Origin of the sequence: Variovorax paradoxus B4 (genome assembly GCF_000463015.1) — a bacterium.
Lineage (GTDB): Bacteria > Pseudomonadota > Gammaproteobacteria > Burkholderiales > Burkholderiaceae_C > Variovorax > Variovorax paradoxus_E.
Genome location: NC_022247.1, coordinates 4,657,837 through 4,683,319, shown reverse-complemented (window position 1 = coordinate 4,683,319; position 25,483 = coordinate 4,657,837). Strand labels below are relative to the sequence as shown.

Below are 25,483 nucleotides of genomic sequence, written 5' to 3'. Positions count from 1 at the left end.
GTAAACCAAAGTCGATCGTGAAGCATTTCCTGTCTAAATGTTAGTAATTCACATATCTTGTGCCCTATTGATTTCACCAAGGAGCCCACATGAAAAAAACCGCCGCCACCGTGATCTTCTCGTTTGCGATGTCCTTGCTCCTGAGCGCCTGCGTGTACCCCGTGGTGGACCCGGGCCCGGGCCCGGGGGCGGGGAAGGGCGGCTTCTGCCCTCCTGGGCAAGCCAAGAAGGGCAACTGCTGATCCGCTCGCCGCAAGCAGCCTGCTGGCGCGCTGCCTCATGACTTCCGTATACAAGCTCAGCCAGAACCGGATCGCGCTCGTGGACTCCGACGCCCTGCAACGCATGTGCACGGGCAGTTCGCTGAAAGCCATCGGCATCGACCACGCTTCCTTCGAGCATCTTCATGGGCTGATCAACGCCGTGCGCGAAGGGCGGCGCTTCGATGCCATTCTTCTTGGGCTGCACGCGGATGCCACGCCGGACGTGGCGCTCATTTCCGACGTGTGGAGCGCGCTCGGCCAGCGCGTTCGCGTGTTCTTCATGGCGCATTCGACCGAACTGCGCCATGCGCGAGAGGCGCTTTCCCGGTCGGCTGTCGGCGGCTTGCGTTCGGAGGTGATTCTTTCCCCCGCGAGCGATGCCGAATTGCGCGCCGTCTTTCATGGGGAGGGATTCCATGCGTAGCCCGTTCCTCGGAGACCTGAGTCCGGACGAGCCGCCTCCACCTCCCGCGCGGCCGGCCTGGCTGGCCTTGCTGCCCGTGTTCCTGTACGTTCTGGCGACCATTTCCTTCCTGGCCATGGCCATGCGGGTGCCGAACATTGTTGCCGCGGCCCTGTTCGTGACCGCGGCCATCGTGTCGCTCGGGGCGGGCGTCATTCTCGGCTTGAGCCTGTGGCTCTTTCCGGAGCTTCCGCGCTAGTTCTGTTGCCGCGCTGCTTCCTCGGCATCCAGCGCCGCTAGGAGACCGTCGGACTTGAGCTCGAACGAATCTGAATGATGGCAGCGACGGAGTTTTTTGGATGGCGTCGGGCTGAATGAGCACCCCTGATGGTTGCCGAGGCACTGTGAGGGCGCATGGGGTCGCGCGGCGACTCGATTTTTGCGTGATCGGGGCGCACTTTTTTTCCTTCAAGTGGCTCGCAGCACGTGCATGCGCTTGATGTTCCATGCCATGGTCACGAGGTTCCACTCGCCTTGCGCCTTGGCCAGCCCGCGCATACTCATCTGACGCCAGCCCATCACCCGCTTGATGATGCCGAACACCGGCTCGACCGTCTGCTTGCGCAGTTTGTACAGTGCCTTGCCGACTTGCGTGGACAGCCGGTGAACCATATTCACGACCGCATCTGTCGTCTGCGGCGCATCGGGGTCGGGTGCAAATCGCTCCATCAGGGGTTCGTGATGCGACTGTCGCTTGATCGCCAGCAGCGGCTCGATCCCCGCCTGCGTGCACGCGACCACGTTGGCTTGGCTGAAGAAGCCGTTGTCGGCGATGAGCGTGTGCACCGTGCCTAACGCCTCGGGCAGCGTATCGATTTGCTTGAGCGTGGGCACCACTTCGCGCTTGTCGTTACACGCCTGCGTGACGTGCGCGGTGATCACCATCATCGTGTCGGTGTCCACGCCGGCCTGCGCGTTGTAGCTCTGCTCGAAGCCCCCGCCGGACACCGGCATGATGCGCGACTGCTCATCTGTGAGGTTGACCTGGTCGCCGTCCTTGGGGCCGGCCTGGGGCGGCTCGGGGTCCTTGCCGCGTGGCTTCTTGCCTGCATCACGTTGATGCCTTGCGCTTGGCCTGCTTGCCCTCGAATTCCTGTTGCTCGCCCTGGTAGCGTTCGCCCGCACGCTGCTCGATCTTGGCCTTGGCCTGCGTGATAGCGCTCAGGCGGTCTTCACGCCTGGCAATCTCCGCTGGTACGTCCATGCCATCGGGTAGCGCTGTACGGTCGCTGGTCTCCGCCAGCGCCAGCAGGGCCTGCACTTCCCGGCGCAACTGCGCTTCGATCTTGTTGGCGTGCGCCCAGGACAGCGCCTTGTGCTTGCTGGCGCTGGCGCCGATCTTGGTGCCGTCCAGCGCGATGTGGCCGAGCTTGAGCAGCTTCATCTCGCGTGCGAGCACCAGCACCTGCACGAACAGCGCCTCGACCTCCTTCAGGAAGCGGCGGCGGAATGTCGCCAGCGTGTCGTGATCGGGGTGGGTATTGGCCGCCACGTAGCGAAACGCCACCGAGTCGTAAGTCGCGCGCTCGATCTTGCGGCTGGAGTGAATGCCGTTGGCGTAGCCGTAGATCAGCAAGCCCAGCAGCACCGCCGGATGGTGAGCGGCCGAGCCTCGCCCCGCATATTGGCGGGTCAGATCACTCAGATCGAGCTGCTCGATGACTTCGACCACGAAGCGCGCCAAGTGATCATCAGGCAACCATTCGTCCACCGACGGCGGCAACAGGTACGCAGTGTCTCGGTCTACAGGTACGAAGCGGCTCATCAGGGCGGACTCTCAGTTGTGCAGCAGCAATTGTCTCGGATAGCGCCTTCAGCCGGAAGACTGCTAAGCCCGACGGGCTCCTAGCGTGCCGTGGGCTGCTTGCCGGCCTTCGGCTTCTGGCGTGCGGCAGCCTCCAGCGGCGCACATTCCGCGAACTCCTGCGAGCCCATGTTCAACAGCGGCAGCAGCGCAGCAGCAGGCGCCACCGCGCCCAGCGCAATCGCCGAACCCAGCTTGAGCGCGACGGCGCCCTTGTCGACGCCGACGTCGGGGTTCTTGAAAGTGCCCTCGACGTACAGCGGCGAGCGCAGCGAAAGAACGCGCAGCGCCTTGTTCCTCGGCTGGATCTCCAGCGCAAGCTGTTCCCTGGAAAGATCGACGAGCCCGCTCACGTTGACGACCGATTCGTCCGTGTCCAGAACGAAGGAGCGCGTCTGCATGACACCCTGCGTCACCTTGAAGTCGCTCGCCAGGCAGTTCAGCTGGACCTGCCTGTCGCCGAACAGCTTGGTCGCCACCACGCTGCCGATGTTCAGGCCCATGGCCTCGAGCAAGAACTTGCTCATCGTGCCCTTGCTCACTAGTGCCTTCACCTCGCCATTGGAAGTGCCCAGCAGGGCCGCGACGGAGTTGCCGGATGCGGACAGCGCCGCATCGCCGCCGACTTCGCCCAGGCTGGCCCGCATGGTGTCCAGCGTCGGGAAGAGTTCCTTGATCCTGAGCCGGCGCGCCGAGAGCTGCAGGTTGGCGCGGATCGGGTCCTGCCTGCCGTCGAGCTTGACCGTGGCGGCCAGGTTGCCGCCCGCAACGCCAAAGCTCAACGGCGTGAGCGAGAGCACGCTGTCCTTCAGGTGAAGATCCGCCACCAGGCTGTCGATGGGCAGGTCCTTGGCATGGAAGATCTTGCGGCCGGCAAACTTCACGTCGGCGTCGATGCTGCCCCAGCTTGCGGTGTCGAACTTCTCCACCGGCAGCACCTTGCCCGCCGGCTGGACGGCTGCGGCTCCCCGCTTGGCCTTGCTCGCGTTCGAATCGGCACCGATCAACGGCGCCAGGTCTTCCAGGCGCAGCTGGTTGGATTGCACCTGCCCGCGCAGCAGCGGCCGCGGCTGCTGCGACACGTATTCCAGCGTGCCCGCAATATCGCTGGCACCCACGCGGCCCTTGAAGTTCTCGTACAGCCAGCGCCCGCCGGCCTTGTCGAGCTTGCCGACCAGATGGCCTTCGGTGCTGAACGGGGGTGTGTTGGGCAGTGTGATGCCGGTGATGGGGTACAGGTGCGCCATGCTCGCGCCCGCAAGCTTGAGCCGCAGGTCCAGTGCCGCCAGCGCGTCGGGCTTGGTCAGCGTGCCGGCGATGTCGATGCGCGTGGCGCCGATCTGCACGCCGGCCTGCAGCGGGTAGGGCTTCGTGTCCTGCTGCAGCGAGAGCACGGCGCCGGCCTTGCCGCTTCCTTGCACGGGCGCCTGGCGGAAGGTGCCGCTGAGCTTCCAGCCGACGCCATAGCCCTCGGCGCTTTCCTTGGGCAGGCTGTCGATGTCGACCTTGAGGTTGAGCTTTTCCGTCGCATCGGCAAGCTTCACCGTGCCATGGCTCAGCACCAGCCGTTGCAGGTCGAGCTTCCAGCTCGAGGGCTCTGCGTTGCCGGCTGCCAGCGTCCAGTTGTTCTGGCCGTCCGCGGTGCGTTCGAGAGAAAGAACGGCGCCGGCGAGTTCGAGCGTCGGAATGCGGATCGTGCGGTTCAGCAGGGGCAGCGGGTTCAGCGAGAAAGTCAGCTGCCTGATCTCGGCCAGATGCGGGCCGGTCTTGCCCCAGTCGGCATTGCCCAGGGTGATGTCCTGCGCGCTCAGCCTCGGCCAGGGCACCCAGCGGCGCCAACCTGTTTCGGCTTCGGGGCGATTCCACTGCAGGACCAGGTCGCCGCGGATCGCGAACGGGCGGCCCGTCGCTTCGCTCACGCGCTGGTTGATCCATGGCCTTGCGCGGTTCCAGTCGAAGCTCAAGGCGACCGCGATGCACAGCGCCACCAGGGCCGACAGGAGAAGCAGGCCCCAGCCCACGGCGCGGGGAAACATCGATGATTTCATTTTCACTCCCTTGAGACGGCCCTTGCGCAATGCAGCCATTGCCGGGCACTGTACCTTCCGCAGCTCTGCGCGAGATGCGAATGAGGCAGCAGGAGAGTGATTCGCCCTGAGAGCGACGCGTTCACGAGGGGCGGGCAACGCCGGCGCCCGATCGTGAAAAATTTCACTTCGAGCGCAATTCAGTCGGGGCTTCTATCGCAGCACCAGCACCGGAATGTGCGAGTGGGTCAGCACATGCAGCGTCTCGCTGCCCATCAGCAGCCGCGCAAGGCTGCGCCGGCCGTGCGAGGCCATCACGATCAGGTCGCACTCCTGGTTCTTGGCTGTCGCGATGATGGCTTCGGCCACCTGGTTCGACTTCATGACGATGGCTTGCGCGCTGCGCACACCCCTGGCGATGGCGGCGCTCCTGACCGCATCGACCAGGCGCTGGGCGGCCTGCTGCGTCTGTTCTTGCGAGGCTTCGATCTCGCGCTGGTTCAGCACCATCGAACCTTCGAAATAGCCGTAGGGCTGAAGGTGCGCGACGTTGACGCTCACCAGTTCCGCCTGGGCCAGCAGGGCAAGATCGATGGCGGTGGCGACCGCCTGTTCGGAGAGCGAAGAGCCATCGGTGGCGACGAGAATACGCTTGTACATGGCCGACTCCTTGGCCCCCGGCACTGCGGGTGCCTTCGCATTCAGTCTAGTTCCCGGGTATCGGCCCTGCAAGGAAAGAAGCTGGGCTGCGGCCCCTAATCGCAAACGACGGGAGAGCGCCGATGCAGGCTCAGCCCTGCCCCGGCGCCTCCCATGCAAACCCCACGCCGTAGACGGAGCGGATCCAGTCGTGCGAGGGCGTGACGGCGCCGAGCTTGCGCCGCAGGTTCTTGACGTGGCTGTCGATGGCGCGCTCCGTCACGTCCATGGTGTCGTCGTAGGCCAGCTCGAGCAGGCGGGCGCGCGAGAAGATGCGGCCAGGGTGCCGCGACAGCACCTGAAGCAGGCCGAACTCGCGGCGCGTGAGATTGAGCGGCGTGCCTTCGAGCGATGCCCGCCAATGCACGTCGTCCAGCATCAGGCCGTGCATGCCCTGGAGGGCCTGGCTGCGTTCCGCGGGCGGTGCGGTGCGCCGCAGCACGGCGCGCACGCGCGCCACCAGTTCGCGCGGGGAGAAGGGCTTGCAGACATAGTCGTCGGCACCCAGCTCCAGGCCGAGCAGGCGGTCGACCTCCTCGATGCGCGCGGTGAGCATGATGATGGGATGGCTGGTGTGTTCCCGCGCGCGGCGCAGCACCTCGATGCCGTCGAGCCGCGGCAGCATGATGTCGAGCAGCGTGAGCTCGGGCGGTGACGCGATGAGATGGTCGAGCGCGCTCTGGCCATCGGCGAAATGCGTGGTCTCGTAGCCGGCATGGCGCAGGTAGTCCTGAACCACCGAAGCGATGTCGAGTTCGTCCTCGACGATGACGATGCGGGTCATGGCGATGCGGTCCTGGAGAGCGGGAGCGTGATGGTCACGCGCAGTCCGCCGAGTTCGGAAGCCTGGGCGTCGATGGTGCCGCCATGGGCTTCGATGGTCGCGCGGCAGATCGACAGGCCGAGTCCGGAGCCGCCCAGTTCGCGGCTGCGCGACGACTCGCCGCGGAACAGCCGGTCGAACAGGCGCGGCATTTCCGGTTCGGGAACGCCCGGGGCGCTGTCGTCGAAATGCAGCGTCAGGCTGTTGCCCGTCCAGGCCCCGTCGACCGTGGCGCCGATGCGCAGCTGGCCGCCGGCATCGGTGTAGGCGAGGGTGTTCTCCAGCAGATTCATGAAGACCTGGTGCAGCCGGTGCGCGTCGCCGTCGATCATCGGCTGGGCCTGTGCCGAGACGCGGTCGATGGCGCTGCGCTCGACCGTGATTCCGCGCGCGGCGAAGCGGTCGCGCGTGTGGTCGAGCGCTTCCTTCAGCAGCGAGAGCGGGAACACGGCCGTCGTGAGCAGATCGCTCTGCGGCTCGCGCATGCTGCTGCGCAGGTCGTCCACCAGCTGGCCGAGCCGGATCACCTGGCGATGAAGGCGCAGCGCGGTGCGCTCGTCGAAGGTGCGCACGCCGTCCTGCAGCGCCTCGATTTCTGCGCGCATGGCGGCCAGCGGCGTGCGCAGCTCGTGCGCGGCATCGGCCAGCCAGGCGCGGCGCGAGGCTTCCACCGTGTCGAGGCGCTGCGCCATGTCGTTGAAGGTCTTGCCGAGCAGCGCCAATTCGTCCGAGCCACGGACGGCCACGCGCGTGGACAGCCGTCCGCGCGCCACGTCCTGCGCCGCCTGCGTGAGTTCGTCGATCGGCCTGAACCAGCGGCGCGCCAGCAGCCACGACAGCATCAGGGCAAAGGCCAGCCCGCACAAGCCGGTGAGGGCGATCACACCGGACTGGCGTGCGAGAAAGGCGCGATCGGCCTCGCTCTCGAGGCCCTGCATCGGCGCCAGCACCAGATAGCCGACGACCGACCGGCCATGCCGGATCGGCAGCCGCGCGGCATTCTCCTGATCGATCTTCGCGCCGACCACGTGCGCGCCGTGCGCGTCGACCACGCCCAGGCGCTGGTAGATCGAGTCGGCGGCCTCGCGCGGATCGGGAAAGAACCACAGCGGCGGTGGCGGCGCAAACCGCCTGGGCAGCAGCTCGAGCTGGGGCGAGGGCGGGGGAGGCGGTGGCCGGGACCCGTTCTCGCCACCTCCTTCGGGCCCATTGCCGCCTCCGCCCGGCCCGCGGTTCTCGTACCAGGGCGGGAGCTTTCTTTCGTCGGCGTTGCTTGCGCCATCGAGTACAGCGGCGAGCCGGCCCATCTGCAGGCGATGCCAGGCGTCGTCGTTGCCCTGCAGCTTCTTCCAGTCGCCGTTGGCCGCATAGTGCTTGAGCAGCAGCTGCGAGAGCCAGTCCATGCGCCGGATCTCGATCTCGGCAACGTAGGAGCCGAGGCCGCGTTGCAGCGCAACGATGGAGAGCCCCGCGAAGCTGAGCAGAAGCACGATCAGCAAGGCGGCCAGCGCCAGGAAGATCTTCCTGGAAAGTGTCAGGCGCGGCATGGGCTCGGGGGATGCATGGCCGCATTCTGCGGCATGCGCTCAGGGCGGGGAGGCGTCATGGGAAACGGCCGATCATGGCCGCGAATCGAGGAGGAAATTGGGAGAACCCTCTCTCCCACATTTCTCCCGAATCGGATCGCACGATGCGTGCCATGAACCCGTTCACGCACCGATGCCCAACGAAGAAGAGGACCTTCCAGGCCCTTGTTGCCCCCGCGCTCGCATGGGCGAGCCCGGCGTACTGCGCGCCGGCGTCTTCACCGTGGTCATGGGCAGAACTCTGGTCCGACCCGGGCATCGACACGCTGTTGCTGCTGCTGGCCGCGCTTTTCTGGGCGGTGACCCATGTCTGGGCGCTGCTGGTCGTGTGGGCAGAGGCGCGCGCCACCCGATCGGCCGGGATCGGCATCGCGGCAGGAAAAGAGAAGCCATGACGACACATGACAGGAAACCCGGGGCCGTTGGGCGCCGCGGCCTGCTGGCCGCCATCGGCGCGGCAGGGCTTTGCGCCGCGGCGCCCTCCAGTGCAGCGGCTGCGCGTGCGCTGCCCCTGACCGCGCAGGCCACGGAGGGGCCCTACTACATCGACGCCGCGAAGCTCCGCTCCGACATCACGGAAGGCCTCGCTGGCGTTCCGCTGGAGGTTCGCTTCACGGTGCTCGACACGGCCGGCAAGCCGCTGCGCGGCCTGCGTGTGGACCTGTGGCATTGCGATGCGCAAGGCCGCTATTCGGGCTTCGGCGAACAAGGCGAAGACCGCAGCCTCTCGTTCGAGGGCAGGACCTTCCTTCGCGGAAGCCAGCACGCCGACCGCACCGGCGCCGTGGCGTTTGCCACCATCTATCCCGGCTGGTATGCAGGGCGTACCACGCACATCCACTTCAAGGTGCTGAACGGAGCACGCACGGTTCTCACTTCGCAGTTCTTCCTTCCCGATGCGCTGAGCGAATACCTCTACGCGCAGGTGGCAGGCTACAAGCGCGCACGGCTTCGAGACACGCTCAACAGCACCGATGGCATCGCATTGAAGGCCGGCCACACGGTGGTCGGCGCGGTGCGGGAAGAACGCCAGCGCTACGTGGCAACGCTGACGCTGGTGGTCGACCCGGCTTCCAGTCCGGCGGCGGAGCATCCGCCGGGGCCGGGCCCGAACCGCGACGCGCCTGCCAGCGGCTTCCCTGGTCCTGGGGAAGGGCCGCCGCAGCCTTCGGCGCCCGAAGGCGAGGCACGTACACGGGCCATCGTGCCCCGGCGCGCTTGAGCGCCGTCTGGCACGCCCGCGCCGAGGCTGCGGAAGACCAAGGACCCATGCTGGCGCAGCGCCTCCTGGGTTTGCTGGCCGCTTGCGGCCTGGTGATCGGCGTCGTGGTGGCGGCGAGCGGCGGGTGCGCCGCGGCCGACGAGGCCCGCGCAGGGAGTTCCGGTCTTTCCACCCTGGCGCCGATCATGGCCACCGACAGCCGCGCGGCCCGGCCGCCGCGCGCCGCTTGCACCCGGCCTCAGGCCGGCCGTTCCTCGAAGGTGAAGCCGACACCGTAGATCGAGCGGATCCAGTCGTGCGAGGGCGATGCGGCGGCGAGCTTCTTGCGCAGGTTCTTGATGTGCCCGTCGACCGCGCGCTCGTTGATGTCGAGCGCGTCGGCGAACGCGGCTTCGAGCAGCGCCGAGCGTGAAAACACCCGGCCCGGCTCGCGGGAGAGTGCCTGCAGCAGGTTCAACTCGCGGCCCGTGAGCGCGAGCAGCCGCCCCTCGATCTTCACGCTGCGGGCGCTGCCGCCGAACGCCACCGAAGGCGAGGGCATGGCGATGCGCTGGCGCTGCGCATGCCGGCGCAGCACCGTGTTCACGCGCGCCACCACTTCGCGCGGCGAGAAGGGCTTGCACACGTAGTCGTCGGCGCCCAGGTCGAGGCCGCGCAGGCGGTCGGCCTCGCGCGTGCGGGCCGTCAGCACGATGATCGGATGGTCGCTGTGCGAGCGGACCTTCTCCAGCACCCGAAGGCCGCCGATGCGCGGCAGCGCGGTGTCGAGCAGCGTGAGGGCCGGCGGTGAAGTGAGGATGCGGTCGAGCGCGGCCGCGCCATCGGCGATGTGCTCCACGTGGTGGCCGGCGCGCTGCAGCCCTTCGAGCAGCGCGGCGGCCATCTCGCGGCCTTTTTCGGCCAGCAGGATGCGGCTCATGGATGGGTGCTCCGCTTCAGAACGACGTGCCGATCTGGAACTGGAAGCGCTGCGTCCGGTCCGCCGCAATGCCGTTGGCTTCGTCGAGCTTCTGGTACACGAGCGGCACCGCATAGGCCAGGCGCAGCGGGCCGAGCGGAGAAATCCAGCTGATGCCCACCCCCGCCGATGCGCGCAGGCGGTTCTGCGCCTTCCACTGCGCGTCGGTCATGCTCGCGGTGCGCTCCGCGAACACGTTGCCGGCATCGACGAAGGTGTAGAGCCGCAGCGACCGGTCGTTGCCCGCGCCCGGGAAGGGCGTGCTGAACTCCATGTTGAAGATGGCCTTGCGCGTGCCGCCGAGCGCACCGCCCGTGACCGCATCGGTCGGCCCGAGCGAGTTCTGCTCGAAGCCGCGGATGGAGCCCAGCCCGCCCGCATAGAAGTTCTTGAAGATGGGATACGCGGTGCCGCCCAGCGCCTTGGCATAGCCGAGCTGGCCGTTGATCGCCAGCGTGTATTGCTTGGAAAGCGCGAAGTACTGCTGGTACTGGTAGGTGCTCTTCAGGTAGCGCAGCTCGCTGCCCACGCCCACCTCGAGGTTGGCGCTCTGCAGTCGGCCCTTGGTCGGCACCAGCGCACTGTCGCGGTCGTCGCGCGCCCAGCCGATGGTCGCGGGAATGCCCACCATGTTCTTCGATGCGCACACCACGCTCGGCGCGGTGCCCGTGCACTGGAAGTAGTCGAGGTAGGCCTGCGGCGTGCCTGTGTACACATAGGAGCCGTCGACCAGCGTGTAGGCGCCGTTGGTGCCCGGCGTGAAGCTGTAGCGCTCCACGCCGATGCCCAGGTAGACCGTGTCCAGCTCCCCGAGCGGCAGCCCGAAGCGCACCGAGCCGCCGTCGCTCGCGAGCTTGTAGTTGCCGTCCGCCTCGTAGTAGGGGCGGGTGGTGTTGTGGAACACGTTGAAGGTGCGCGAGATGCCGCTTGGCGTGAAGTACGGGTCGGTGGCGGTGAGGGAGATGGTGCGGTTGTACGAGCTCGTGTTGACCTGCAGGCCCAGGTAGTTGCCCGTGCCGAACACGTTCTCCTGCGTGATGCCGAAGCTCAGCGACACCTTGTCGGTCGACGAGTAGCCTGCGCCGAGCTGCAGCGAACCGGTGGGTTTTTCGGTCACGTTGACCGCCAGGTCGATCAGGTCGGGCGATCCCGGCACCTCGGTGGTTTCGACGTTCACGTCGGTGAAGAAGCCGAGGCGGTCCACGCGGTCGCGCGAGAGCTTGATCTTGTTGCCGTCGTACCAGGCGCCCTCGTACTGCCGGAACTCGCGGCGGATGACTTCGTCGCGCGTTCTTGCATTGCCTCCGATGTTCAGGCGCCGCACGTAGGCGCGCCGCGAGGGCTCCGCCCGCAGCACCAGCGTGACGCGGTTGTTGTCGCGGTCGATTTCGGGTTCTGCCTTGACGCGTGCGAAGGCATAGCCGAAGGTGCCGAAATAGTCGGTGAAGGCCTTGGTGGTTGCGCTCACGTCTTCGCCGTTGTAGGGCTGGCCAGGGCGGATCGCCACGAGCGACTTGAACTCGTCCTCGCGGCCCAGGTAGTTGCCCGCGAGCTTGACGCCGGCCACCGCGAACTTCTGCCCTTCGGTGATGTTGACCGTGAGCGTGAGCGTCTCCCGGTCCGGCGAAATGGCGACCTGGGTGGAGTCGATGCGGAACTCGAGATAGCCGCGCGTGATGTAGAAGGAGCGCAGCGTCTCCAGGTCGCCGTCGAGCTTGCTGCGCGAATACTGGTTCGACTTGGTGTACCAGCTCAGCCAGCCGCCGCTGTCCTGGTCGAACAGGTCGAGCAGGGTGCTTTCGCCGAAGGCCTGGTTGCCGACCACGCGCACTTCCTTGATGCGCGCGGACTCGCCTTCGGTCACGGTGAAAGTCAGGTTGACCCGGTTGCGCTCCAGCGGCGTCACGGTGGTGATGACCTGCGCGCTGTAGAGGCTGCGGCCGACGTACTGCCGCTTGAGCTCCTGCTCCGCGCGGTCGACCAGCGCCTTGTCGTAGGGCTGGCCCTCGGCCAGGCCCACGCTGCGCAGCGCCTTCTGGAGCGCGGCCTTGTCGAACTCCTTGGTGCCGACGAAGTCGACGTCGGCAATCGAAGGGCGTTCCTCGACGATCACCACCAGCACGCTGCCGTTGACGTCGATGCGCACGTCCTTGAAGAGGCCGAGCTCGAACAGCGAGCGGATGGCCGCGCTGCCGCGGTCGTCGCTGTAGGTGTCGCCCGCCTTGATGCCGAGCCTGGCAAAGACCGTTCCGGGCTCCACGCGCTGCAGGCCCTCCAGCCGGATGTCCCTGACGGTGAACGGATCGGCGGCCCAGGCGGGAAAACACGCGGTCGAGATGAACAGTGCGGCAAGGGCGGATGCGGTCTTGAAAGGATTCATCGCCGCATGGTCCCTGCCAAAGTCGGAGAAATCTGGGACGCCCTGCGTCCCGCGGGGGCGTGCCCGAGGCGCCGCTACTGCAGTCCGATGCCGGCGGCCGCAGCGGCGCCCGCGCCGTTCCAGCGCGTGGAAATCTGTTCGCTTCTTTCGCGGCAGTTCTGCATGTGGTCGTCGAGCGAAAGGCTGCCCTGGATGTCGAGCAGCCGCTGCGCGGTGCGGTCGATGGCGTCGGCATCCAGCAGCGGATAGGTGCGCGCGGTGCGGCCGTTGTTGCGCACCAGGCGCGCAATGTAGGGCAGGTCCTGCTGCGTGATCACGGCGGCGGGCATCACGCCTTCGAGTTCGACGCCTTCGCAGGGCAGCAGCACGAAATACTGCAGCCGCAGGTCGTCGCACAGCAGGCTTCGCAGCTGCGTGGTCTTGCGGCCGCCCTGCCATGCGGGGTCCTTCACCTCGCGTGCCCGGCTGCAGCCCTGCAGGCGCAGAAACCAGCGCGGCGGTGCCTGGTCCGACTTCTTGCGGTAGACGAAGGCATTGCGCCAGGCCTTGATCTCGAACAGGTAGACGCCGGTTTCGCACACCAGCACCGCATCGATCCTGGCGGTGCGAACCGGGCTCCCCTCGGGCATCGGGATGATCAGGTTGCGAAGAATGCGCAGATGGGAAAAGGCCGGGCTGAATGCGCTGGCGAGCTGCTGCACACCCAGCGAGGCTGCGATGGTGTTCTGCAATGCAATGGTCATGTCGGGCTCCTTCGGGTGCCGAGCATTGCGTGCCATTTGGGAGATTTCTGGTACGAGGCCTTGCATGGCCGAGGGGCTTGGGCGTGCGCACAAACAACAGTCGATGCAAAGCAGGCTGCATCGACCAGATTCCTCCAAATTTGAACAGGACCATCCGTCCAGCTGCTCGATGAAGAGCTGCTGAAAACCGGAGAAACCTGAATGAAGAAATCCCTCACGGCACTCGCCGCGCTGGCCGTTACCGGCCTGGCCTCTGCCCAATCGTCCGTCACGTTGTTCGGCGTCATCGATGCCGGCGTGACCTACCAGTCGGCCACCTCGCGCGATGCGACCACGGGCCTCACCTCCAAGCAAAGCAAGTGGAGCCTCGCCAACTCGGGCTACAACTCCAGCCGCATCGGCTTCCGGGGCACGGAAGACCTGGGCGGCGGGCTGGCCGCCAGCTTCTGGCTCGAAGCGCCGATCACCAACGACGACGGCGCCACCGGCATCTCCACCTTCAACCGCCGTTCCACCGTGAGCCTTTCGGGCGGCTTCGGCGAGGTGCGCCTGGGCCGGGACTACACCGCCACCTTCTGGAACGACACGGTCTTCGATCCGTTCGGCACCAACGGCTCGGGCTCCAGCGTGATCAACACCGTGAGCGGCAGCACCGGCCTGAACAACGCCAACTACGTGCGTGCCAGCAACATGGTCGGCTATTTCCTGCCGCCCAACCTCGGCGGCTTCTACGGCCAGCTGCAGTACAGCCTGAACGAGAACACCAAGACCAGCGCCACCGACCTCACGGCCGCAACCAGCAGCAGCGCCGGCCGCTACGTCGGTGGCCGTTTCGGCTATGCGAACGGGCCGCTCGACGTCGCATTGGCGATGGGCGAGAACGTCGCCGTGGACACCACCTCGCTGACCCGCAAGGTGCAGACCATCAACCTCGGCGCGTCGTACGACTTCGGTCCCGTCAAGCTGTTCGGCGAGCTCTCGAACGTGAAGAACAAGTTCGACCTGGCCGTCGGCAACAGCCACGACAGCTACAACGGCTACCTGATCGGCGCGAGCATGCCGGTGGGCGCGGGCGTGATCCGCGCGTCGTACTCCACCGTGCGCTACGACGAAGGCGCCGTCGGCATCACGGGCGAAGATCCGCGCGCACAGAAGCTGGCCATCGGCTATGTGCACAACCTCTCGAAGCGCACGGCCCTGTACGCGACGGTGGCACGCGTGAACAACCGCAACGATGCGGCCTACACCGGCAGCCTGAGCGCCGCGAGCACCACCGGCTACGGCAGTGCCGGCGTCAGCTACACGGGCCTGCCGCGTTCGTCCACCGGTTACGACTTCGGCATCCGGCACGCGTTCTGACGCGTGAGGCGGTGTGCGGCGGGGCCGCGCAATGCGGGGCCCCGCCGCACGTGCCCGTGAATTTGTTCATGAGTTTCAAATGATCAGAATCCATCACCTGGCGAGCTTGCTCGCCGCTGCCGGTTTGTCCGGCTGCATCATGCTTGCGCCACCGCCGCCCCATGGTCCGCCACCCGGCTGGAGCGGGCACGCGGGTTTTCGCGGCGAAGCGCCGCCAAGGCCGCCGATGGCCGCATGGGATGTGTGCGCCGGCCAGGCCGAAGGCGCGCGCCCGGTGCTTCCGGGCCCGCGCGCCGACAGCTTGTCGGGTACTTGCGAACGCGGCCCCGGCGGTGCCCTGGAGTTCCGGCCGCCGCAGGGGCGTTGAAGGCGCACGACCCATGTATTCAAGCAATCTGGGCCTGGCCATTGCCATCGTCGTCGCACTCGGCCTGGCCGCGGTGCTGGCCTTCATCGCCTCCCTGCTCGTTTCCAATCTCAAGGCCGGCGCGCAAGCACGCGAGATGGCCGCACAGGCCCGGCGCGAGGCGCAGCAGAAGATGCACGAGAGCAGCATGCAGGACCTCCGGCCGCTTGTTGCGTCGCTGCGGAGTCTCGAAAGTTCCGAAGGCGCATCCGGCTGGCCTATCCGCTTCGACATCCGGGTTCCGCACGAGGTGGTGCCTGTGTTCGGCATCGAGGCCGAGCTGGAGGATCTGCTCTCGAAGGTTGCGCGGTATGCGGCAAAAGTCATGTCCCCCGGCGCCACGCTGCAGGTCTCGGCGCGGGTGGAAAGCGGCCAGGCCGTCGTCCACTGGAGGGATCTCGACGCCTCCGACGCGAGCCCGCCGCTGGCGCGCTTCCTCGAGGCGACGCAGGCCGCCGGCCATGCCAGTGCACGCGTGTGCGAGCGCATTGCCAGCCGCCACGGCGGGCGCATCTATGCGGCGCCGCACGCGGGCGGCGCGCTGGGCCTGACGCTGCGCCTGCCGCTGCCTGGGCAGACAACATCGGTGGCGGGCTGAGCACCAGGCTCTGCATGCTGCGCCAGCCGTTCACGCGGGTCATTCGATACCGCCGAGAACGCCGGCCTTCGCCCCGCGCGATACTTGCGGCCGTCTGTCCTGGCCGCCAGTGTTTATTGCTTGTTCCGATGTCGAAGCTGCGATCCGTTGTTCTCTTGCCCTCTTTCGGTCCTTTCGTCCGCGCATTCGCCGCGGGCGCTGCAGTCTTCGCTGCCGGGGCGCTGCATGCGCAGGCCTTGCCGCCCGGCGTGCGGCTCGGCATGACGCCCGGCGAACTGCAGGCCGCGATGCCTGCGCTCGAGCGTGTGCAGCGGCCGCAGCGGCTCGCAGGTGGCCTGATCGGCAGCTGGCAGGCGGCGCCGGTCTCGATGGCGGGGCTGGTGTTCGAGCCGATCTTCTTCTTTGCCGATTCGCAGCTGCGGCGCGTCGAGTTCCTCGCATCCGCGCAGGCCCTGCCCGACGGCGGTGCGGCCGCATTTGCCGAACTGCTTCGATGGGGGCGCGGGGCTTTCGGCGGCGAACTGGCGTCGAACGATCCCGGCACCGCCTACGCGGCGTGGACGAGCGAAGCCGCCGACGTGTACCTGCAGCACGTGCGCGATGCACGCCGCGCGAGTGTGCGGCTGGTCTACAAGGCGCGGCAGGTCCGCGATGGCAGCGAGCTCTGAAGGAGAGCGGCTCAGGCCGCGTCGAGCATGCCGCGTTTCTCGATGAACGCCACCACCTCGGCCACGCCGGTGTGGGTCTTGAGGTTGGTCATCACGTAGGGCCGCTGCCGGCGCATGCGCTGCGTGTCCTGCTCCATCACGTCGAGGTTCGCACCGACGTAGGGCGCAAGATCCGTCTTGTTGATGACGAACAGGTCGCTCTTGGTGATGCCGGGGCCGCCCTTGCGCGGAATCTTCTCGCCGGCCGCCACGTCGATCACGTAGATCGTCAGGTCCGACAGCTCGGGGCTGAAAGTGGCCGCGAGGTTGTCGCCGCCCGATTCGACGAACACCACGTCGGCATCGGGAAAGTCCTCGAGCATGCGGTCGATGGCCTCGAGGTTGATCGAGGCGTCTTCCCGGATGGCGGTGTGGGGGCAGCCGCCGGTTTCCACGCCCATGATGCGTTCGGCGGGCAGGGCGCCGGCCACGGTCAGCAGGCGCTGGTCTTCCTTGGTGTAGATGTCGTTGGTGATGGCGACGAGGTCGTACTTGTCGCGCATGGCCTTGCAAAGCATCTCGAGCAGCGTGGTCTTGCCCGAGCCGACCGGTCCGCCGATGCCCACGCGCAGCGGCGGCAGTTTCTTGGTGCGATGGGGAATGTGGTGCAGGGCGGAGGTCATGGGCGTTGTCCGGTTCGGTCAGCTTCTGAAGAGGCGCGAGTATTGTGTTTCATGGCGTGCCGACAACACGGCCAGCAGGGGCGCAAAGGCCTGGCGCTCGTCGTCGCCGAGGCGCATCGCACGCTCGACGGCGGCGGGAATCTCGTTTGCCAGCCGCGCCAGGATGCGCTGGCCCGCGCTCTGGCCCAGCGGCACCGCCTTGACGGCCGCGGCCACCATGTTCTCGGCCCAGCCGAAGGCGAAGGCCAGGCAGCCGTCGTGCACCGGGGCACCGGTGCGGCTCGCGGCAAAGGCAAAGGCGATGGGATAGCTCGCAGGCAGGTCGGCAAAGACCGCGGCCGTGTCGTCGTGGTGCAGCTTGAGCCATTCGACAAAAGAGCGGCCCATCTGCTCGGTCTGCAGGAAGAACTCGGCCGATTCGCGCGTGGCCATGACCCAGCCGTTGAGTTCGCGGATGCGCGCTGCATCGCCGGCGCGCCAGGCGGGGATGGCCTGCGCCACGAGCGCGAGGTCGCCGCGCGCGAAGCTCAGGTGCAGCTGGTCGGAGAGCCACTCGATGGCCTTGGCTTCCGAATCGATGCCGACCCATTCGACGGCCGCCTCGACGCCTTCCGAATAGGAAAAGCCGCCCACGGGCAGGGCCGGGGAGGCGAGCCAGATGAGCTGCAGGAGGCTATGGGCGTCGGGCATGTCAGCTTTTCGCCGCGCGTTGTGTTGCGGGGTGCTCGCGACGAACCGGGAAGCAGGATCTCATTTCAGTGAGAGTGCCCGTGATGGCCGTGGTCGTGACCGTGCGAATGGTCGTGGTCATCGAGCAGTTCCGGTGCGAGCACGAGCGGCTTCGGACCTTTGCTGTTGCCATGGTCGTGCGCATGATCGTGGCCGCCGCCATGCGAATGCTCGTGCGACCCATACGCGCCGCCCTCGGGCTCGAAGGCTTCCTCGGCCGCCACGACGATCAGGTGCATCGATCGCAGCATGTCGGCCAGCACATGGTCGGGCTCGATCTTCAGGTGGTCGGGCTTGAGCTCGATCGGCACATGCCGGTTACCCAGGTGATAGGCCGCGCGCGTCAGGTCGAACGGCGTGCCGTGGGCCGTGCAATGCGTGATGCGCAGCACCGGCTGCGGCGCCGCGATGACGCGGATCAGCGAGCCGTCTTCGGCCACCAGCACGTCGCCGCCGCGCACGGCGGTGCCACGCGGCAGGAACACGCCGATCTGCCGGCCCTGCGAATCGGTGGCGTCGAAGCGGCTTTTCTGGCGCACGTCCCAGTCGAGTTCGATGGTGGCAGCGCGCTTGAGCAGCACGGGCGCAAGGCCGCGGCCTTGGGGCATGAGTTTGTTGGCGGTGAGCATGGTGGCTTGCGACTCCCAGTGAGGCGGAATAATATAACGCTTGTTATAACTTCGATTGAATGGAGCTTTCCATGTCCGCCCTCAAACTGACCCAGATCGGCAACTCGGTCGGAGTCATCCTGCCCAAGGAAGTGCTGGCGAGCATGAATGTCGGCAAGGGTGACACGATTTACCTGACGCAAGCCGCAGGCGGAGGGTTCACCCTGACTCCGTATGACGAGGAGTTCGAGCGCCAGATGGAAGCAGCCCGCCGCATCATGAAGAAGCGGCGCAACGTGCTGCGCGAGCTCGCCAAGTGAGCGCCGCGAACGACGCCTGGGTCTGGCTCAGCCTTCAATTGATTCATGCTGTCCACGAAGAACAGCTGGCCGAGCATGGAGGTCCCGCCGGAGTACGCGACGAGGGGCTGCTCGTTTCCGCCATGGGGCGACCGCAAAACCGGGCGCTGTACGAATCGCCCGACGCGGCGGCACTGGCTGCGAGCTACGCCTTCGGGATTGCCCGCAACCATCCATTCACCGACGGCAACAAGAGAACGGCTTTCGTCGCCATGGAAGTTTTTCTGGACCTCAATGGTTTCGAGCTTCGCGCGACCGACCACGACTGCGTGCTGACCACACTCAAGCTCGCCGCAGGCCAGCTCGACGAAGAGGCGCTCGCGGAGTGGGTCCGCGCTCATCTCGCGCCTCGAAGCAGCTGACATTCAGAACAGGAAATACCGCTGCGTCAGCGGCAGCTGCACCGCCGGATCGCAGGTCAGCAGATGCCCGTCGGCACGCACCGCATAGGTCTGCGCATCGATCTCCATCTTCGGCGTGTAGCCGTTGTGGATCAGGTCCTTCTTGCGCACGTTGCGGATGTTCTTCACCGCGCTGAGGTGCTTCGAAAGGCCGTAGCGCTCCTTGATGCCTGCGGCCAGCCCGGCCTGCGAGACGAAGGTCAGCGAGCTCCTGGCCAGCGAGCCGCCGTAGCTGCCGAACATCGGCCGGTAGTGCACCGGCTGCGGCGTGGGAATCGACGCGTTGGGGTCGCCCATGGCGGCCATCGCGATGGTGCCGCCCTTGATGAGGGTGAAGGGCTTCACGCCGAAGAAGGCGGGTTTCCAGATCACGAGGTCGGCCCACTTGCCGACCTCGATCGAGCCCACCTCGTGCGCGATGCCGTGCGAGATGGCGGGGTTGATCGTGTACTTGGCCACGTAGCGCTTGGCGCGGAAGTTGTCGTTGCGCTCGTTGTTGTCCAGCGAGTCCGCACCCGTACCGGGCGCGGGTGGCAGCCAGCCGCGCTGCAGTTTCATCTTGTGCGCCGTCTGCCAGCAGCGCAGCACCACTTCGCCGACGCGGCCCATGGCCTGGCTGTCGGAACTGAACATGCTGATCGCGCCCAGGTCGTGCAGCACGTCTTCGGCGGCAATGGTTTCCTTGCGGATGCGAGACTCGGCAAAGGCCAGGTCCTCGGCAATGCCGGCGTCCAGGTGATGGCACACCATGAGCATGTCGACGTGTTCGTCGAGCGTGTTCACCGTGTAGGGCATGGTGGGGTTGGTGGAGGAGGGCAGGAAGTTCTCCTCGCCCACCACGCGCAGGATGTCGGGCGCATGGCCGCCGCCCGCGCCTTCGGTGTGGAAGGCGCAGATCGCGCGGCCGCCCACGGCGGCGATGGTGTTCTCGACGAAGCCCGATTCGTTGAGCGTGTCGCTGTGGATCGCCACCTGCGTGTCGGTGGCGTCGGCCACGTCCAGACAGTTGCTGATGGCCGAAGGCGTGGTGCCCCAGTCTTCGTGCAGCTTGAGCCCGATGACGCCGGCTTCGATCTGCTCGTGCAGCGCATCGGGAAGGCTCGCATTGCCCTTGCCGAGGAAGCCCAGGTTCATCGGGAACGCATCGGCGGCCTGCAGCATGCGTTCGATGTGCCAGGGGCCGGGGGTGGCGGTGGTCGCGAAGGTGCCGGTGGCGGGGCCGGTGCCGCCGCCCAGCATGGTGGTGATGCCGGAGGCGAGCGCCTCCTCGATCTGCTGCGGGCAGATGAAGTGGATGTGGCTGTCGATGCCGCCGGCCGTGACGATGTTGCCCTCGCAGCTGATGATCTCGGTGCCCGGTCCGATGACGATGTCCACGCCCGGCTGCACGTCGGGATTGCCGGCCTTGCCGACGGCGGCGATGCGGCCGTCCTTCAAGCCGATGTCGGCCTTCACGATGCCCCAGTGGTCGAGGATCAGCGCGTTGGTCAGCACGGTGTCGACGGCTCCCTGTGCGCGAGTGCGCTGCGACTGCGCCATGCCATCGCGGATGGTCTTGCCGCCGCCGAACTTCACCTCTTCGCCGTAGCCGCCGGCGCGCAGCGTGTAGTCGGCCTCGACTTCGATCAGCAGGTTGGTGTCCGCAAGACGGACGCGGTCGCCCACGGTGGGGCCGAAGATTTCAGCGTAGGCACGCCTTGAAATGGTCGCCATCAGAGCTTCCCTTGAACGAGGCCGCGAAAGCCGTAGACGATGCGATCGCCCGAAAAATCGACGAGCTCGACCGTGCGCTGCTGGCCCGGCTCGAAGCGCACCGCGGCGCCCGAGGCAATGTTCAGCCGCATGCCGCGTGCGGCCTCGCGGTCGAAGCCGAGCGCGCCATTCGTCTCGGCAAAGTGATAGTGCGAGCCGACCTGGATTGGCCGGTCGGCGGTGTTCTGCACCACCAGCGTGAGCGTGCGGCGGCCGGGGTTGAGCGCGTGCTCGCCGTCGTCGGTGAGGAGTTCGCCAGGGATCATGGCCGGCCTCAGATGGCCTGGGCCAGCAGCGTTGCGCCCAGGCCGAGCACAGCGGCGCCGGCCACGCGTGGCAGCCAGGCGTTGGCGTGGCGCAGCGCCCAGCCCATCGCGATGCCAGCGGCGTGCAGCAGCACCGTGGCGCAGACCATGCCGGCCAGCGTGAGGGCCGCACCGTCTTCGCTGGCCAGCTCGTAGCCGTGGGCCACGCCGTGGAACACCGCGAACACGCCGACCACCGCCATGGCCACCACGGCCAGCAGATGCACGCGCGTGACGACCAGCAGGCCCAGCACGAGCAGCGAGGCCGCGATCATCGGTTCGACGGCCGGCAGCTGCACGCCCGCCAGCCCCATCAGCGCGCCCACCAGCAGCATGCCGGCGAAGGCCAGCGGCGCCCACAGCAGATCGGGCCAGGCGCGGCGCGCGGCCAGCGCGCTCCAGAGGCCGACTGCGACCATCGCGGCCAGGTGGTCGGCGCCGGCCAGCGGATGCAGGAAGCCGGTGGCGAAGCCGTGGTGCATGCCGCCGTCGGCGCCGGTGTGGGCGCCGGCCGCGAGCGGCAGCAGCATGGCAAGCAGGGTGAGGGTCTTGGAGGAGTTGCGCATGGCAGGGTCTTCTTTCTTTCTTGTTTGGCGGCTCAGACGATGGGTTGGTGCACGGTGACCAGCTTGGTGCCGTCGGGAAAGGTGGCTTCCACCTGGATGTCCGGGATCATCTCGGCGATGCCGTCCATCACGTCGGCGCGGGTGAGCACCGTGCGGCCTTCGCTCATCAGCGCCGCGACGCTCTTTCCGTCGCGCGCGCCTTCCATCACGGCGGCGGAGATCAGCGCGACGGCTTCGGGGTAGTTGAGCTTCAGCCCCCGCGCCTTGCGGCGTTCGGCCAGCAGTGCTGCAGTGAAGATCAGCAGTTTGTCTTTTTCGCGCGGGGTCAGTTCCATGGGAGGCGGCTTCGGGAGGCGTGGAGGTCGGCCATTATTGGGCAGGCTTCGTCTTTGCAACAGTCGTGCCGGTGTTCGCCAAAAGACGTATGGATGGCACGAAAGATGCACCGAAACGGTGTGAACCCCGACGCCGCCACCCCCAGCCCCGACGACGCGCCCCAGCGCATCGTCAAGGTGCGGCGCGACTACAACAGCTGGGTGGCGAGCGAGACGCTCGAGGACTATGCGCTGCGCTACACGCCGCAGCGCTTTCGCAAGTGGTCCGAATGGCGCGTAGCCAACACGGCGTTCGGGGCGGCGTCGTTCCTGATACTGGAGGCGGTCGGTGCGACGCTGCTGGTGCAGTACGGCTTCGCCAACGCGTTCTGGGCCATCGTGGCGACGGGGCTCATCATCTTCCTGGCCGGCGTGCCGATCAGCGTGTATGCCGCGCGCTATGGCGTCGACATGGACCTGCTGACGCGCGGCGCGGGCTTCGGCTACATCGGCTCCACGCTCACTTCGCTGATCTACGCCTCGTTCACCTTCATCTTCTTCGCGCTCGAGGCGGCGGTGATGGCCTACGCGCTCGAACTCGCGCTCGGCGTGCCGCCGGTGTGGGGCTACCTGGTGTGCGCGCTGGTGGTGATTCCGCTGGTCACCCACGGCGTATCGGCCATCAGCCGTCTGCAGCTGTGGACCCAGCCGCTGTGGCTGGTGATGCTGGTGGTGCCCTTTGTCTTCGTGCTGGTGCGCGATCCTGGTGCGTTTGCGGGCATCGTGCACTACAACGGTGTGAAGACTGGCGCCAAGGGCTTCGACCTGCACCTGTTTGGCGCTGCGTTGACGGTCGGCATCGCGCTGATCACCCAGATGGGGGAGCAGGCCGACTACCTGCGCTTCATGCCCGCGCGAACGGCCGCGGGCGCCCGGCGCTGGTGGGCCGGCGTGCTGGCGGGCGGGCCGGGCTGGGTGGTGCTGGGCGTGCTCAAGATGCTGGGCGGGGCGCTGCTGGCCTATCTGGCGATCACGCACATGGTGCCGGTCGAGCGCGCGGTCGACCCGAACCAGATGTACCTGGCGGCCTACGAGTACGTGTTTCCGAACTACGGCTGGGCCGTGGCCGCGACCGCGCTGTTCGTGGTGATCTCGCAGCTCAAGATCAACGTCACCAACGCCTATGCGGGCTCGCTGGCCTGGAGCAACTTCTTCTCGCGCGTGGCGCACAGCCATCCGGGGCGCGTGGTGTGGGTGGTGTTCAACGCGCTCATCGCCTTCATGCTGATGGAGATGAACGTTTTCGAGGCGCTGGGCGACGTGCTCGGCCTGTTCGCCAACATCGCCATCGCCTGGATGATGGCGGTGGTGGCCGACCTGGTCATCAACAAGCCGCTGGGCCTGTCGCCGCCGGGCATCGAGTTCAAGCGGGCCCACCTGTGGGACATCAATCCGGTGGGCGTCGGCGCGATGGCGCTGGCCTCGGTGCTGTCGATCACCGCCCACCTGGGCGTTTTCGGGCCGCTGGCGCAGGCCTTCTCGGCGCTCATTGCGCTGGGCACGGCGCTGGTGGTTTCGCCGCTGCTGGCCTGGGCGACGGGCGGCAAGTACTACCTGGCACGGGGATCGGCCGGCCATGGCGCGGTCGCCTTTGTACCGGCCGCGGGCCCGCGCGCGGTGCGCTGGGCACGGGTCGAGCACGCCGTGGACGAGGGCGGCGCGGAAGGCAGCTATTGGCGCCTCAAGGTGCAGCACTGCGTGATCTGCGAGCGCGAGTACGAAGGCCCCGACATGGCCCACTGCCCGGCCTACCAGGGCGCGATCTGCTCGCTGTGCTGCACGCTCGACGCGCGCTGCGGCGACCTGTGCAAGCCGCATGCGAGCCTGTCGGCCCAATGGTCGTCGGTGCTGCGCTGGCTGCTGCCACGCTTCAGCTGGCGCTATCTCGACACCGGCCTGGGACACTTCCTGCTGCTGATGCTGATCATCGTGCCGGTGCTGGCGGTGGTGTTCGGCGTGCTCTACCAGCAGGAGCTGCGCGCATTGGGCGAGAGCGCGCTGCAGCTGGCCTCGCAGTCGCAGTCCGAGGTGGCCGAGGCGCTGGCCGGCGTGCAGCAGTCGGCATTGCGCTCGGGGTTTCTCAAGGCGTACATGGCGCTGCTGGTGATTGCGGGCGTGGTGGCCTGGTGGCTGGTGCTGGCGCACCAGAGCCGGAGAGTCGCGCAGGAAGAATCGAACCGCCAGACCCATCTGCTGATGCGCGAGATCGAGCTGCACCGCGCCACCGACCGGGCATTGCAATCGGCCAAGCAGACGGCGGAGGAAGCGCGCGAAGTCGCCGAGCAGGCCAAGCTCGCGGCCGAGCAGGCCCGCCGCGCCGCCGACCAGGCCAACCAGGCCAAGAGCCGCTACATCAGCGCCATCAGCCACGAGCTGCGCACACCGCTCAACAGCATCCTGGGCTACGCGCAGCTGATGGGCGAGGATCAGTCCGTGCCACCGCATCGCCAGCAAGCCGTGGCGGTGATCAAGCGCGGCGGCGAGCATCTGCTGTCGCTCATCGAAGGCACGTTGGCCATTGCGCACATCGAGGCCGGCAAGCTCACGCTGCATGCAAGGCCCATGCGCTTTGCAGACACCCTGCGCGAGCTGGCCGACATGTTCGAACTGCAGGCGGCCGAGAAGGGGCTGCGCTTCCGCTTCGAGACCACGGGCACCTTGCCCGAGGTGGTGCGCGCCGACGAGAAGCGGGTGTGCCAGATCCTCATCAATCTGCTGGGCAATGCCATCAAGTTCACGGCCGCGGGCGAGGTGAGGCTGCGGCTTTCTTATGCGCGCGAATTCGCCTCGGTCGAGATCGAGGACACCGGCCCCGGCATGACGGCCGAGGACATCGAGCGCATCTTCGAGCCCTTCACGCGCGGCGATGCGGCCGCGGCATCCACGCCCGGCGCGGGGCTGGGCCTCACCATCGCCAAGATGCTGACCGACCTGATGGGCGGCGAGATGAAGGTGCGCAGCACGCCGGGGGAAGGGTCGCTCTTCTGCGTGCGGCTCTTCCTGCCGCGCGTGCACGACACGGTGGGCGCCTCGGGCCGGCCGGTGCCGGTGCAGCGTGCGCGGCGCGGCTACGAAGGCCCGCGCCGGCGGCTGCTGGTGGTCGACAACGAGGAGGCCGACCGCGACCTGCTGGGCCACGTTCTGGCGCCGCTCGGCTTCGACCTGCGCAGCGCCGCCAGCGGCCACGACGCGCTCGACCTCATCGCGGCCGGCTACCGCCCCGATGCGATGTTCGTCGACCTCGCGATGCCGGGCATCGATGGCTGGGAGACGATCCGCCGCGCGCGCAAGCTCGGGCTGGCCGATGCCTGCGTGGCCATCGTCTCGGCCAATGCCTTTGACAAGGGCCTGGAGAACGACGTGGGCATTGCGCCGGAAGATTTCTTCGTCAAGCCGGTGCGCCACACGGAACTGCTCGACTGGCTCGAACGCCGCCTCGGCCTGCGGTGGACCGACACCGCCGCGAAGCCGGCGCCCGCTGCCGCGGCGCGCGCCATGCTGGCGCCTTCGCTGGCGCGGCTGCGCGCACTCGACGAAGCGGTGAGCCTGGGCTACTTTCGCGGCATCATGAACCAGCTCGACGAGATCGACGCCGAACAGCCCGAATGCCTGGCCTGGACCGAGGCGCAGCGCGTGCTCGCGCGCCAGTTCCAGTTCGAGGCCATGAGCCGGGCGCTGGCTGCCGCAACGAGCGCAGGCTGAGAAAAGATGGCGACCGGCATCACTCC

The 25,483-nt window shown here is 67.3% G+C and carries 26 protein-coding genes and 1 pseudogene; 12 read left to right on the top strand and 15 right to left on the bottom strand.

Going from position 1 to position 25,483, the window contains the following annotated elements; genetic code table 11:
* The first annotated feature begins 89 nt into the window (after positions 1-89).
* From VAPA_RS34900 to VAPA_RS21850, 3 genes are read left to right on the top strand one after another with little or no spacing between them, the layout of a single operon-like run.
* On the top strand, positions 90-242 hold the full coding sequence (locus tag VAPA_RS34900) for a hypothetical protein (RefSeq protein WP_021008941.1): 153 nt from the start codon (positions 90-92) through the stop codon (positions 240-242).
* Positions 243-279: 37 nt separating this feature from the next.
* A complete protein-coding gene (locus tag VAPA_RS21855) occupies positions 280-687 on the top strand; it encodes a hypothetical protein (RefSeq protein ID WP_021008940.1) in 408 nt (135 codons plus the stop codon).
* Positions 680-925: a hypothetical protein gene (locus VAPA_RS21850; RefSeq protein WP_021008939.1), complete on the top strand. Its 246-nt coding sequence runs from the start codon at positions 680-682 to the stop codon at positions 923-925. Before VAPA_RS21855 ends, VAPA_RS21850 begins: the two co-directional genes overlap by 8 nt.
* Before the next feature lie 209 nt (positions 926-1,134).
* Here VAPA_RS21850 and VAPA_RS21845 read toward each other — a convergent pair.
* The 5 genes and pseudogenes from VAPA_RS21845 to VAPA_RS21825 all read right to left on the bottom strand — a co-directional run bounded on the left by VAPA_RS21845 (position 1,135) and on the right by VAPA_RS21825 (position 7,626).
* Positions 1,135-2,491 (bottom strand): annotated as a pseudogene (locus tag VAPA_RS21845) (IS1182 family transposase).
* An 80-nt stretch (positions 2,492-2,571) separates the two neighbouring features.
* On the bottom strand, positions 2,572-4,578 hold the full coding sequence (locus VAPA_RS21840; protein ID WP_021008938.1) for an AsmA family protein: 2,007 nt from the start codon (positions 4,576-4,578) through the stop codon (positions 2,572-2,574).
* A 192-nt stretch (positions 4,579-4,770) separates the two neighbouring features.
* Positions 4,771-5,217, bottom strand: coding sequence for a universal stress protein (locus VAPA_RS21835; protein WP_021008937.1), 447 nt, complete (start codon positions 5,215-5,217; stop codon positions 4,771-4,773).
* 130 nt (positions 5,218-5,347) lie between these two features.
* Entirely contained in the window at positions 5,348-6,040 is a 693-nt protein-coding gene (locus VAPA_RS21830) for a response regulator (RefSeq protein ID WP_021008936.1), read from the bottom strand.
* Entirely contained in the window at positions 6,037-7,626 is a 1,590-nt protein-coding gene (locus VAPA_RS21825; protein WP_021008935.1) for an ATP-binding protein, read from the bottom strand. Before VAPA_RS21825 ends, VAPA_RS21830 begins: the two co-directional genes overlap by 4 nt.
* 152 nt (positions 7,627-7,778) lie before the next feature.
* On the opposite strand from VAPA_RS21825, the gene VAPA_RS33975 reads away from it, so the two are divergent.
* From VAPA_RS33975 to VAPA_RS33970, 3 genes are read left to right on the top strand one after another with little or no spacing between them, the layout of a single operon-like run.
* Positions 7,779-8,060 (top strand): hypothetical protein, encoded by a 282-nt coding sequence (locus VAPA_RS33975; RefSeq protein WP_230558907.1) that lies wholly within the window; start codon positions 7,779-7,781, stop codon positions 8,058-8,060.
* The gene (locus VAPA_RS21815; RefSeq protein WP_021008933.1) at positions 8,057-8,887 is read left to right on the top strand and encodes an intradiol ring-cleavage dioxygenase; all 831 of its coding nucleotides are present in this window, start codon (positions 8,057-8,059) and stop codon (positions 8,885-8,887) included. Before VAPA_RS33975 ends, VAPA_RS21815 begins: the two co-directional genes overlap by 4 nt.
* Before the next feature lie 47 nt (positions 8,888-8,934).
* Complete coding sequence (locus tag VAPA_RS33970; RefSeq protein WP_230558906.1) at positions 8,935-9,165, top strand: hypothetical protein; 231 nt, start codon at positions 8,935-8,937, stop codon at positions 9,163-9,165.
* On the opposite strand, the gene VAPA_RS21810 is transcribed toward VAPA_RS33970, so the two are convergent.
* The 3 genes from VAPA_RS21810 to VAPA_RS21800 all read right to left on the bottom strand — a co-directional run bounded on the left by VAPA_RS21810 (position 9,126) and on the right by VAPA_RS21800 (position 12,968).
* Complete coding sequence (locus VAPA_RS21810; RefSeq protein ID WP_021008931.1) at positions 9,126-9,806, bottom strand: response regulator; 681 nt, start codon at positions 9,804-9,806, stop codon at positions 9,126-9,128. The two genes, VAPA_RS33970 and VAPA_RS21810, sit on opposite strands and share 40 nt — an antisense overlap.
* Positions 9,807-9,822: 16 nt before the next feature.
* Positions 9,823-12,225 (bottom strand): outer membrane protein assembly factor BamA, encoded by a 2,403-nt coding sequence (gene bamA / locus VAPA_RS21805; RefSeq protein WP_021008930.1) that lies wholly within the window; start codon positions 12,223-12,225, stop codon positions 9,823-9,825.
* Between the two features lie 74 nt (positions 12,226-12,299).
* Positions 12,300-12,968 carry a nuclease-related domain-containing protein gene (locus VAPA_RS21800; protein WP_021008929.1) on the bottom strand — a complete coding sequence of 223 codons (669 nt, stop codon included), beginning with the start codon at positions 12,966-12,968 and terminating at the stop codon, positions 12,300-12,302.
* 201 nt (positions 12,969-13,169) lie between these two features.
* Here VAPA_RS21800 and VAPA_RS21795 point away from each other — a divergent pair, with 201 nt between their 5' ends.
* From VAPA_RS21795 to VAPA_RS21785, 3 genes are all read left to right on the top strand, one after another.
* Entirely contained in the window at positions 13,170-14,327 is a 1,158-nt protein-coding gene (locus VAPA_RS21795; protein ID WP_021008928.1) for a porin, read from the top strand.
* 380 nt (positions 14,328-14,707) lie between these two features.
* The gene (locus VAPA_RS21790) at positions 14,708-15,331 is read left to right on the top strand and encodes an ATP-binding protein (RefSeq protein WP_021008926.1); all 624 of its coding nucleotides are present in this window, start codon (positions 14,708-14,710) and stop codon (positions 15,329-15,331) included.
* Positions 15,332-15,486: 155 nt separating this feature from the next.
* Entirely contained in the window at positions 15,487-15,999 is a 513-nt protein-coding gene (locus VAPA_RS21785) for a hypothetical protein (protein ID WP_230558905.1), read from the top strand.
* An 11-nt stretch (positions 16,000-16,010) separates the two neighbouring features.
* Here the strand turns inward: VAPA_RS21785 and ureG are convergent, their stop codons facing one another.
* From ureG to ureE, 3 genes are all read right to left on the bottom strand, one after another.
* Positions 16,011-16,661, bottom strand: coding sequence for an urease accessory protein UreG (gene ureG, locus VAPA_RS21780; RefSeq protein WP_021008924.1), 651 nt, complete (start codon positions 16,659-16,661; stop codon positions 16,011-16,013).
* An 18-nt stretch (positions 16,662-16,679) separates the two neighbouring features.
* Complete coding sequence (locus VAPA_RS21775) at positions 16,680-17,351, bottom strand: urease accessory protein UreF (RefSeq protein ID WP_021008923.1); 672 nt, start codon at positions 17,349-17,351, stop codon at positions 16,680-16,682.
* Between the two features lie 65 nt (positions 17,352-17,416).
* Positions 17,417-18,019, bottom strand: coding sequence for an urease accessory protein UreE (ureE, locus tag VAPA_RS21770; RefSeq protein WP_021008922.1), 603 nt, complete (start codon positions 18,017-18,019; stop codon positions 17,417-17,419).
* A gap of 71 nt (positions 18,020-18,090) precedes the next feature.
* Between ureE and VAPA_RS21765 the strand changes: the two genes are divergently transcribed.
* Together VAPA_RS21765 and VAPA_RS21760 are read left to right on the top strand one after the other, a co-directional pair.
* Entirely contained in the window at positions 18,091-18,318 is a 228-nt protein-coding gene (locus VAPA_RS21765; RefSeq protein ID WP_021008921.1) for an AbrB/MazE/SpoVT family DNA-binding domain-containing protein, read from the top strand.
* Complete coding sequence (locus VAPA_RS21760) at positions 18,315-18,719, top strand: type II toxin-antitoxin system death-on-curing family toxin (protein WP_021008920.1); 405 nt, start codon at positions 18,315-18,317, stop codon at positions 18,717-18,719. The genes VAPA_RS21765 and VAPA_RS21760 overlap by 4 nt, the downstream gene beginning before the upstream one ends.
* Before the next feature lie 3 nt (positions 18,720-18,722).
* Here VAPA_RS21760 and ureC read toward each other — a convergent pair whose 3' ends face one another.
* From ureC to VAPA_RS21740, 4 genes are read right to left on the bottom strand one after another with little or no spacing between them, the layout of a single operon-like run.
* Positions 18,723-20,471, bottom strand: a complete 1,749-nt coding sequence (gene ureC / locus VAPA_RS21755; RefSeq protein ID WP_021008919.1) for an urease subunit alpha — start codon at positions 20,469-20,471, stop codon at positions 18,723-18,725.
* Positions 20,471-20,776 carry an urease subunit beta gene (locus VAPA_RS21750; RefSeq protein ID WP_021008918.1) on the bottom strand — a complete coding sequence of 102 codons (306 nt, stop codon included), beginning with the start codon at positions 20,774-20,776 and terminating at the stop codon, positions 20,471-20,473. Before VAPA_RS21750 ends, ureC begins: the two co-directional genes overlap by 1 nt.
* 8 nt (positions 20,777-20,784) lie before the next feature.
* Positions 20,785-21,381: a HupE/UreJ family protein gene (locus VAPA_RS21745; protein ID WP_021008917.1), complete on the bottom strand. Its 597-nt coding sequence runs from the start codon at positions 21,379-21,381 to the stop codon at positions 20,785-20,787.
* A 32-nt stretch (positions 21,382-21,413) separates the two neighbouring features.
* Positions 21,414-21,716 (bottom strand): urease subunit gamma, encoded by a 303-nt coding sequence (locus VAPA_RS21740; protein ID WP_015867014.1) that lies wholly within the window; start codon positions 21,714-21,716, stop codon positions 21,414-21,416.
* Positions 21,717-21,821: 105 nt separating this feature from the next.
* On the opposite strand from VAPA_RS21740, the gene VAPA_RS21735 reads away from it, so the two are divergent.
* Entirely contained in the window at positions 21,822-25,457 is a 3,636-nt protein-coding gene (locus VAPA_RS21735) for a hybrid sensor histidine kinase/response regulator (protein ID WP_041946188.1), read from the top strand.
* Positions 25,458-25,483 lie beyond the last annotated feature (26 nt).

Excerpts from the sequence above, each read along its gene's own strand:
- VAPA_RS34900 (WP_021008941.1), top strand. The coding sequence starts at position 90 with ATGAAAAAAACCGCCGCCACCGTGATCTTCTCGTTTGCGATGTCCTTG.
- VAPA_RS21855 (WP_021008940.1), top strand. The coding sequence starts at position 280 with ATGACTTCCGTATACAAGCTCAGCCAGAACCGGATCGCGCTCGTGGAC.
- VAPA_RS21850 (WP_021008939.1), top strand. The coding sequence starts at position 680 with ATGCGTAGCCCGTTCCTCGGAGACCTGAGTCCGGACGAGCCGCCTCCA.
- VAPA_RS21840 (WP_021008938.1), bottom strand. The coding sequence starts at position 4,578 with ATGAAATCATCGATGTTTCCCCGCGCCGTGGGCTGGGGCCTGCTTCTC.
- VAPA_RS21835 (WP_021008937.1), bottom strand. The coding sequence starts at position 5,217 with ATGTACAAGCGTATTCTCGTCGCCACCGATGGCTCTTCGCTCTCCGAA.
- VAPA_RS21830 (WP_021008936.1), bottom strand. The coding sequence starts at position 6,040 with ATGACCCGCATCGTCATCGTCGAGGACGAACTCGACATCGCTTCGGTG.
- VAPA_RS21825 (WP_021008935.1), bottom strand. The coding sequence starts at position 7,626 with ATGCCGCGCCTGACACTTTCCAGGAAGATCTTCCTGGCGCTGGCCGCC.
- VAPA_RS33975 (WP_230558907.1), top strand. The coding sequence starts at position 7,779 with ATGAACCCGTTCACGCACCGATGCCCAACGAAGAAGAGGACCTTCCAG.
- VAPA_RS21815 (WP_021008933.1), top strand. The coding sequence starts at position 8,057 with ATGACGACACATGACAGGAAACCCGGGGCCGTTGGGCGCCGCGGCCTG.
- VAPA_RS33970 (WP_230558906.1), top strand. The coding sequence starts at position 8,935 with ATGCTGGCGCAGCGCCTCCTGGGTTTGCTGGCCGCTTGCGGCCTGGTG.
- VAPA_RS21810 (WP_021008931.1), bottom strand. The coding sequence starts at position 9,806 with ATGAGCCGCATCCTGCTGGCCGAAAAAGGCCGCGAGATGGCCGCCGCG.
- bamA (WP_021008930.1), bottom strand. The coding sequence starts at position 12,225 with ATGAATCCTTTCAAGACCGCATCCGCCCTTGCCGCACTGTTCATCTCG.
- VAPA_RS21800 (WP_021008929.1), bottom strand. The coding sequence starts at position 12,968 with ATGACCATTGCATTGCAGAACACCATCGCAGCCTCGCTGGGTGTGCAG.
- VAPA_RS21795 (WP_021008928.1), top strand. The coding sequence starts at position 13,170 with ATGAAGAAATCCCTCACGGCACTCGCCGCGCTGGCCGTTACCGGCCTG.
- VAPA_RS21790 (WP_021008926.1), top strand. The coding sequence starts at position 14,708 with ATGTATTCAAGCAATCTGGGCCTGGCCATTGCCATCGTCGTCGCACTC.
- ureG (WP_021008924.1), bottom strand. The coding sequence starts at position 16,661 with ATGACCTCCGCCCTGCACCACATTCCCCATCGCACCAAGAAACTGCCG.
- VAPA_RS21775 (WP_021008923.1), bottom strand. The coding sequence starts at position 17,351 with ATGCCCGACGCCCATAGCCTCCTGCAGCTCATCTGGCTCGCCTCCCCG.
- ureE (WP_021008922.1), bottom strand. The coding sequence starts at position 18,019 with ATGCTCACCGCCAACAAACTCATGCCCCAAGGCCGCGGCCTTGCGCCC.
- VAPA_RS21765 (WP_021008921.1), top strand. The coding sequence starts at position 18,091 with ATGTCCGCCCTCAAACTGACCCAGATCGGCAACTCGGTCGGAGTCATC.
- ureC (WP_021008919.1), bottom strand. The coding sequence starts at position 20,471 with ATGGCGACCATTTCAAGGCGTGCCTACGCTGAAATCTTCGGCCCCACC.
- VAPA_RS21750 (WP_021008918.1), bottom strand. The coding sequence starts at position 20,776 with ATGATCCCTGGCGAACTCCTCACCGACGACGGCGAGCACGCGCTCAAC.
- VAPA_RS21745 (WP_021008917.1), bottom strand. The coding sequence starts at position 21,381 with ATGCGCAACTCCTCCAAGACCCTCACCCTGCTTGCCATGCTGCTGCCG.
- VAPA_RS21740 (WP_015867014.1), bottom strand. The coding sequence starts at position 21,716 with ATGGAACTGACCCCGCGCGAAAAAGACAAACTGCTGATCTTCACTGCA.
- VAPA_RS21735 (WP_041946188.1), top strand. The coding sequence starts at position 21,822 with ATGCACCGAAACGGTGTGAACCCCGACGCCGCCACCCCCAGCCCCGAC.